This window comes from Pseudoalteromonas peptidolytica (genome assembly GCF_012641745.1).
Lineage (GTDB): Bacteria > Pseudomonadota > Gammaproteobacteria > Enterobacterales > Alteromonadaceae > Pseudoalteromonas > Pseudoalteromonas peptidolytica.
The window spans coordinates 38,542-46,982 of the sequence record NZ_WEHZ01000026.1 but is presented as its reverse complement, the minus strand read 5'-3'; the positions used below and the strand labels follow the sequence as shown (position 1 = coordinate 46,982).

Annotated in this window: 5 protein-coding genes; 3 read left to right on the top strand and 2 right to left on the bottom strand. The window is 40.6% G+C overall.

Features of this window, described 5'->3' with window-relative positions; translation table 11 throughout:
* Genes F9Y84_RS16005 through F9Y84_RS15995 form a run of 3 tightly spaced genes read left to right on the top strand, consistent with a single transcriptional unit; the run spans position 1 to position 3,548 of the window.
* Positions 1-1,599 (top strand): hypothetical protein, encoded by a 1,599-nt coding sequence (locus tag F9Y84_RS16005; RefSeq protein ID WP_147389116.1) that lies wholly within the window; start codon positions 1-3, stop codon positions 1,597-1,599.
* A 1-nt stretch (position 1,600) separates the two neighbouring features.
* Positions 1,601-2,911 (top strand): MFS transporter, encoded by a 1,311-nt coding sequence (locus F9Y84_RS16000; protein ID WP_147389115.1) that lies wholly within the window; start codon positions 1,601-1,603, stop codon positions 2,909-2,911.
* The gene (locus tag F9Y84_RS15995) at positions 2,904-3,548 is read left to right on the top strand and encodes an acyltransferase (protein ID WP_128732714.1); all 645 of its coding nucleotides are present in this window, start codon (positions 2,904-2,906) and stop codon (positions 3,546-3,548) included. Before F9Y84_RS16000 ends, F9Y84_RS15995 begins: the two co-directional genes overlap by 8 nt.
* Before the next feature lie 3 nt (positions 3,549-3,551).
* On the opposite strand, the gene F9Y84_RS15990 is transcribed toward F9Y84_RS15995, so the two are convergent.
* On the bottom strand, positions 3,552-5,087 hold the full coding sequence (locus F9Y84_RS15990) for a tryptophan halogenase family protein (RefSeq protein WP_147389114.1): 1,536 nt from the start codon (positions 5,085-5,087) through the stop codon (positions 3,552-3,554).
* A 314-nt stretch (positions 5,088-5,401) separates the two neighbouring features.
* On the bottom strand, positions 5,402-8,002 hold the full coding sequence (locus F9Y84_RS15985; protein WP_147389113.1) for a TonB-dependent receptor: 2,601 nt from the start codon (positions 8,000-8,002) through the stop codon (positions 5,402-5,404).
* Between the last annotated feature and the right edge of the window lie 439 nt (positions 8,003-8,441).

The window sequence follows — 8,441 nt, the reverse complement described above, 5'->3', positions numbered from 1 at the left end:
ATGAGATATATTTATTTAATGGTATTTGCATTTTGCAATTTCGCACTTGCAAGTAGCAACAGTACTGAGTTCAAACTAGAAGCATTTTACGACACTGACTTGTATCATCAGCAATTAGGGCTAACCAAAACGCAGTTTGATGCGGTAAATAGACAACTGAGCGCTGTTGTAACACAGCAAAGTAGTCATACCATTGATGATGCAATTCAAATTACCTATTTAGAAAACCCACATGCTGAAAACGCCATCGCACTGGCTGCGATAAGATACTTGTCCAGCTCTCTTATCGCCAGCAAATCCCCAACACCAACATCGCTAGAACATAGCATAGTTGCACTCTATTACCTTGAACGCCTAGAAAAAGTGGCTACCCTTCATACTTGGGCACATCAGGTACGTGAAACGCTTGGCAGGCAAGTAAATCAAGTACTTGCTTACGATAGCCTTAATGTAAATGAGCAGCTAGCATCGCATACTCAGTTCCACCATGCGTTTAATGTCCAACCAGAGCAAGGCGTTGACGCCGGCAACGCACTCGTTGAAAGTTTAATTACAGATCCGGGCAATGTAATGACACTGACCCTTGTCGCCAGCTCAAGGCTTTGGCTAGGTAGTGAGGTATCATATTCTGATCCAAATACACTGTATTATTTCATCCTTACCGGCTTCTACAGTACTAGAGCTATTTTGCTATCTCATGAAATAGAGTTACAAGCCAAACAACCAACCAGTACCAAAAAAACAATGCGACTTTCTTCAATTCTTGGCGGCTGGACTACCTTAGCTAGGCGCTGGTTAGCTGGGGTACATCAAGATACGCTAAGCCGCTCATTGATAGATCAAGAGCATGAACAGTGGTTTTCAGTAAGCCCCGGATTCCATTCGATAACGCTTGCCTCCAGTTACTTTAATGAGCCTCCTCGATTTTTCAAAGGCTACGGCTATTTAATGCAAGGGTTAGGTATTTGTAACCAAGATCTGCTGTTTAGAAGCTGTGGAGATGATCCTAGATTTTCATTCAATCGCTTAGTTTTTTTAACGACTGTTATGGACTATTCGATAAAAGCTGGTGATTTTGATACTGCAAGAAACTTGCTAGGGGCAAAATTCTGGCCTGATTTTCATTGGCATGAGTGGACTCAAGGTCAAGCACAGTGGCTACTTAGAGAGCAAAACATGGAGCAGTTGTATACGCAGTGGAACAATGACGACCCGTCTGACGATACACCTTTGATCATCAGAACGAATAGGCAATGGAGCGATAATACGATGACTTGCCAGACATGCCATCAAGAACAAAATCGCAGTTGGACAGCTGAAGAAAAAGAGCGGGCACGTACCCCGGCTCCAAGTATTGAGTTCTTACAATTTTGGCCTGAAATCTCAACCAGCTGGACTGGGGATCAGAGCACTACACTAAAATGTGACAATATTAACTCGTGGCAAAGCAACAACGTTTACCGAGCGAAACAGCAAGCGGTTTATCAACATGCGTTATTTGAAGCAAAATGGTGGACTCGTAATGAAGTGCCCGCTAAATCAAAACAATATGATGTGTGGCGCTTTGTTGGTTTTTGCCAATCAGGAAGCATAAAGTAGTATGCCGTCACTATCAAAAAATAGTGAATTTCACCTTCATTGGGTTGGCGTTATGCTAACCCAGATAGGTGCATATTTTACGCTTATCGCCCTGCCATGGTTAACCTTGTCTGTTGCCAATAACAACCCAACAACCCTTGCTGTGATCATGGCGTGCTTTGGTATACCGCATAGTTTATTTATATTGTTGGGAGGATCAATCGCAGACAAATACTCTCCTCTGCTCGTAATTAAGATATCACGCTTTGGCTTTGCGTTAAGTACACTACTGTTTGCACTATGCTTATACCTATATGAACCATCTCTCGTGTTACTCATCTCTTTCGCACTTTTTGCGGGAGGCTTTTCCGCCCTTGGTTTTCCTGCAAATCAGTCGTTTATTCCTCGTATCGTATTACCTGAACATATTCTAAAAGCCAACGTACTGACAATGGGTAGCAGTTTTGTGATCCAAGCCTGTGCACCTGTATTAGTGGGGTTTTCCCTTCTAGGCATAAAATCTTATTTAGAAGTTAACGGGCTATTTCGTACAAATATCGAACATCTTATTGTGGCATTCTTTCTAGATGCCATACTGGTGACACTAGCGGCATGCTGTACATTAAAAATCCGTTATCAAGATAAAGAGCAGTCTATGACATCCTCATCTGTCTTTCGATCGATGCTCAAAAGCTTTCAATATAGTTTCACACATCCAAATCTTAAAATTATTCTGTTGTATTTAATGTTGATTTCCATCCTTATTCATGGGCCGCTTTTTATCATGCTTCCTTACCTTGTTAAGGTAACTTTAAATATGGATGAATCGGCATTAAGCTATTTATTGGCAAGCCAAGGGATCGGCACCTTCATCGGTGCCACTTTAGTTGCGATATGTAAGCCAAATATGCAGAATTTAGGAAAATATATCTTAGTACTAGATTTGCTTACTGCGATTGTATTTATCCAGCTTGGTTTTCAGTCTTCACTCCTACTACTTTGCATCAGCTTAGTTGCCATTGGCTGTGCCACAGGTTTTACTGTTGTTGCTGGTACCACTTGGTATCAGCTAAATGTCCCAATTGAGAAACTATCAGGTGCGATTGCTCTGGTATTATTTGCTATCCATGGCTTGATCCCACTTTCTTCAATGTTGCTTGGTACTTTGTTAGATAGATTTGAAGTGTCACAGATCACAACCTTATTGGGAGTAACCACAGCGCTCATCTGTATTATTGGCTTAGCTTCAGCAAAAATTAGAAATATGGGCAAGGTTTCATCAGCGATAGCTAATCAGGCTACAAAATCAAAGGAAGTACCACATAATGCCTAAATTTTTGAACCATACCTTTCCACAGAGCACGGAGTCACACTTGTGGCTCAACCTTATACATGATAGCAATCAAATATTTGCTTCGAAGCCCAACATTTTGGGCAAACCAAAGTTTAGCTATGTCGAAATATATGAGAATACGGCTACTCTTCCTTCAAAAATCAGTGTAGAAGCGTTCACCGACTCGATTAAAATAGGCAAAGACGCACTACTAGATTCCAGTAGTGCAGCCGCATTTCCCAATGATATTGTAAAACTTACCGCGGTAAAACGCCCCGATTACGCCTGCGGCAAAATACGTATTGGTGATAATGCCTGCCTACAAGGAACGGCTATAGTGAGTTATCAAAGTGTTGAAATTGGCGACAATGCTTTATTTGGTCCAAACGTTGTCATCATGGACTGTGATGGACACACCCTAACAAACAGAAACGCCCCAGACGAAGTCTCTAAACTCATCGTTAAACCTGTAAAAGTCGGTCACAATGTTTGGGTAGGCTATGGAGCTATCATCAATAAAGGCGTAACAATTGGAGACAATGCGGTAATCGGAGCTGGAAGTGTTGTAACAAAGGACGTGCCTGCCAACACGATGTTTGCAGGCAACCCGGCTCAGTTTATTCGACAATTAGACTAGCGACTAATTACGCTGTATACCATATAGCTTTAACTTCTCTAGCAGTTCTTTATGTGGTCTCAAATTACTGTTGACCTCTTTTAGCACACTGGTTTGATATTCCTGATAGCCTTTATAAATCTGCATAGAAGCTTCTGATGTCACAACCTGAGTAGGTAAAAACTCCATACCGTATAACACATACAAGTAATTCGAGATATCAAATACCCCGAGCTTATCTGTAAAGTCAAATTTGTGTGGTGCACGTACTTTCCACATTTCAAGCTTTTGTTGAAGTGAATCAGGTATCGTATCGGTACTGCAGTTATCCAACCAAAAAGATGAATCGGTGCGCTTTGACAAGCAATAATGTAACTTAATAAAGTCACTGATGTTCAACCACATTCTCTCAACATCTCTATTAAACTTTTGAGATTCCAACGCAAAGCTAAGCTCTCCACTTGACAGTGCGTGAGCAAGCATTGAAGCTGTTAAGTCGAACACTAACAACCCTGTCGCTTCTAATGGCTCAACAAAACCTTGCGCAAGCCCCAACGCAACCACATTTTTTACCCAAAATTGCTCTCGATAGCCACAACGCATATCAATTTTTCTAACATTGAGCTCCTGAGGTTCAACATCTAGATATAGTGCTAAGCACCTTTGTGCATCATCGTCCGATGTATGATTACTAGAATAAACATAGCCAACCCCCTTTCTTGATTGCAATTGAATATCCCAGATCCAGCCATGTTCTTTAGCTGTTGCAGTAGTATACGGGTTGATTGGTGTACTATTATCCTGGTAGGGTGATTGGACCGCTAACGCCGTGTCGGCAAGCAGAGTGTTAGATAAGCTTTTAAAGCCAACATTCATGGCTCTACCAAGCAAAAGGCTTTCAAACCCAGAGCAATCAACAAAGAAATCTGCATCAAATCGCTCACCATTTGCTATTAAACCCTTGATACTGCCATCTTGGCTAATTTCCACATCATCAATAGTTTTATAGCTCACGTGTACACCAAGCTCATTAACAGCATTGTCTTTCAATAACTTAGTAAATAAAGCAGCATCAAAGTGATAAGCATAATCAAATACACCATCATATTCTCTTTGAGTGATTGCTTTGGGACTTAAGCCCAACTCCGCAACCGTGGCCTGTGTCGACATAAAGTGTTCGAACTTACAACGGTTTGGGTTACTTAACCAAGCCCGTATTAATTGCTCGTGGCCGCTGGGATATGGCTGAAACGGATGATAGTAATAATGACCATTGTTACTTTCAGGGTTATATAACCAATCAGAAAATTTAATACCATGTTTAAAAGACCCCTCCGCATTTTTAAATATCAATTCTTCGTCAATACCAAAATGCTTAAGTGTTTCCTTCATGAAAGGGACAGTACCTTCGCCAACTCCTACTGCTGGTATACTCTCTGACTCAATCAGCTCAATATGAATATCTAGACTTAGCTCTGCATTCAACCTTTTTGCTAAATGATTGGCGGCCAACCAACCAGCTGTCCCACCACCTAAAATAATGACTTTCTGTAGTTTCATACCATAACTCAAAATATTTCTAGCTATCTAGGATTAACTTATACCAATACACTTCATTAAGCTTGCTATTTTGAGGCAAAAAAAGTTTGTCGATAACACCACTACGCGTCCTACTATCGCAAAGATACCTAGCTGTATACAGGTAAGGCGAACATTTTGCTATTTAGTTGTTCTAAGTGAGAAATTTTTAATGCAGTAGGCTTCAAATTGGGCAAGTATTAAGACTAATTGGTATTAAATCTTCCGAAATAATAAGAATCTATTTAAAAATAAAAAGGCTCGGTTACCCGAGCCTTTTTACAATTTCAATTAAATTAGAAGCGATACTGAAGGCCTAAAGAGTATCTCGCTTCACCCTCATAACTATAAGATGGGTAGCCGTAAGATGTTCTTTGTTCAACAGGCAGCTCTCCAATGTCACGACCTACTTGGATACTATCTTCTTCTAGTAAGTTTGTTACGTCAGCAACAACCGTAAAGTTCTCGTTGATTTTATAGCTAAAACTCAAGTCTAGCGTACCAAAGTCTTGGTGTTCACGGTTACCATAGAAACCAACTTCACGGATCATGTAATCAGAGCGCCATGAATATGCAGCACGCGCTGAGAAATCATCATTCTCATAAAACGCAACTGCATTGACCGTGTGCTTTGATGAATCAGAGAAGATATCGTTTTTATCTGAGTAGTTCTTTGCATCTGCTTTTGCATCTGCGTAGGTATAGTTAAATACCCCACCAAACCCATTTTCAAACGTATGCTGCCATTGGAATTCTACGCCGCTAATGTCGCCACCTTGGCCATCCTTAAATGACTGAACAGTCCAGCTATCTTCACCTGAGTCAGGGTCAACGATACCAATTTGTTGTCCAGGAATACTTGCAAAAGTTGTGAACGTATCAACTTGCTTGGTGAAATATGAAACTGCAACCAAACTACTTGCGTTGTAGTACCATTCTACACCTAAGTCAGCTTGATTCGCTTTAAACGGGCTTAGTGCTACAGAGCCTTTTTCTACCGATTGGTTTGTTGGAATATTATCACCATAACCTTTCAACGATGAGCTTGTAAACAAGTCATTATAATTAGGTCTAGCGATTACAGTTGCGGCCGAGAAGCGTACGATAATATCTTCACTTACGTCAACAGCGACGTTAAAGCTTGGTAGTAACTCATTATAACTAGACTCTTCAGTTACAATTTCGTTTGAATAACCATTATTTCTATCAATAATCGGGTCAACAAAACCCGGAGATAATGCATATGCGTCTGAAGAAATATCAGTGCTAATATATCTTAAGCCAATATTACCTCTCACGTTTTCGTGCGAGAAGTTAGCCATAACATATGCGGCTAAGTTATCTTCAACAATTGACGAGTATGCTGCGCGCTCTTCTACCCAATCAGATATCAAGCTCTTAGTATGAGCGATCATCGCGCCAGCATCAGGCTCAGGAATTAGGAATCCAGCTTCGCCAGCATCAATGAACTTACCCGTAACCAGCCCAGAAACAGGATCAGCACTAGATAGAAGCGGTCGGTTACCAGACTTTTCTACTTCATGGTGTACCCATCGCACGCCGGTCTTTAATGATGTGAAGAAATCTCCCTCTAGAGGGAAAGTAAAATCGACTTGTGTATAGTCTTCTTCGTCTATATTCGGCGCATTAAGAATTGAGTTCGCACCTACACCCAATTCACTTACCGCATAATTTGGGTTAGCAATATCATACTTGATTCTATCGCCTGTAGCATCAATCGTTCCTATAGTGCCGCTAACATCCGTTAAGGCAGCATAGTTAGTTTCGAAGTTGGTACCACCAGTAGCTTCAGTTGTACCGATTTGGAATTCAATCTTTACATGCTCACCTTGATAAGTCATATCAAAAGCAAATAATTCGGTTTCCATCGTTGCTTGACGTGGTCTAACATCGTAGTATGGCTGTGCCCCACCGGTCTCATCTACCCAAGCTTGAGTAGACGTACATTTGACTGGAACACCTTGTGCGTTTGTAGAGCAATTTTCGAGGTTTTGAGGAATCCAGATTTGAGTGTTTAGATTATTCGCTTTTAGCTCTAAATTCATGTAATGAAAGCCAAAATCTAAGCTATCGGTTGGAGCATATTGAAGCTGAATATCGGTTGCTGTTCTTTCACGTTCTTGCTTAAAGTTAGTTGGTGCAATACGACCGGCCCAAACTGGTAGTCCTTCATCGCCCAAACGCTCTAACGAATACTCAGATCTTGCAATTGCACCTAACACACCAAATGTTTCAGCTTCATTTTTCCAGCTGTATAACGCTGACGCATTAGGGTCTGTCTCATCTGAGATAGAAGACCTTGTAGCTTTCAACGAACCGAATACCGTATTAGCATCCAAATCTAAAGGACGGCGAGTATTCACAATTACTGTACCACCTACGCCACCTTCAACGATGTCAGCTTGCGAAGACTTGTATACTTCCATTGATGCAATCATTTCAGGTGCAAGCATTGAATAGTTGAATGAGCGATCAATTGCTTGCTCAGTATACCAACCCGTAGAAGCGACATTTTGACCATTCAATGAAGTTTTGGTTAGCTGATTTGATGCACCACGGATAGATACAGCCGAGCCTTCACCAAACTGTCTAGAAACGGTAACACCAGGAATACGGCCTAAAGACTCTGCAAGGTTATTATCAGGGAAGTCACCAATGTCTTCTGCTGATACAGCATCAACAACGGAGTTGGCAAATCTTTTTGTGTTCATTGACGCTTCTAAAGAGCGGCGAATACCGCGAACTTCAATGACTTCTACGTTTTCTTGTACTTGATTTTGACTTTCTTCTGCAGCTACAGCACCTGAAAAGCCCGCACCTAGTGAGATGCTGACGTTAACTGCAAGTAAGCTTTTTTTGAAATTATTAGCTAACACAGGATTCCCCTTGAATCATTTTGTTGGTTTTTTAAATCACTTCTGCCCAGTGATGATGACAACGCTGTCATCTAATAACAAACCATACACCGTAAATTACATATTCGCTACAATTTTTTTGGTCTGCTATTCAAAAAATATTCATATAAGAATTTATCTTGTTGATAAATATAGATTTAAATACGGCCAATATATGGTTTGTTACAAAAACAAGCTGAGAATAACACAAAAAAATTTTTTGCTGTAGGTTTTTAGGATGGAATGACGTCAAAATAGGTACGTCAAAATATGGTGAATACACACAAGGGGATGTGTATTCATTTTCCCATTCAGCTTGGGCAGAAGCTACAGATGAGAATAAATATCAATGACAACGCTGTCATTATAGTGTTATGGGTTACTCCTGTCTAGTAATTTTAAGAGAATTTTTTATGACAAA

Excerpts from the sequence above, each read along its gene's own strand:
- F9Y84_RS16000 (WP_147389115.1), top strand. The coding sequence starts at position 1,601 with ATGCCGTCACTATCAAAAAATAGTGAATTTCACCTTCATTGGGTTGGC.
- F9Y84_RS15995 (WP_128732714.1), top strand. The coding sequence starts at position 2,904 with ATGCCTAAATTTTTGAACCATACCTTTCCACAGAGCACGGAGTCACAC.
- F9Y84_RS16005 (WP_147389116.1), top strand. The coding sequence starts at position 1 with ATGAGATATATTTATTTAATGGTATTTGCATTTTGCAATTTCGCACTT.
- F9Y84_RS15990 (WP_147389114.1), bottom strand. The coding sequence starts at position 5,087 with ATGAAACTACAGAAAGTCATTATTTTAGGTGGTGGGACAGCTGGTTGG.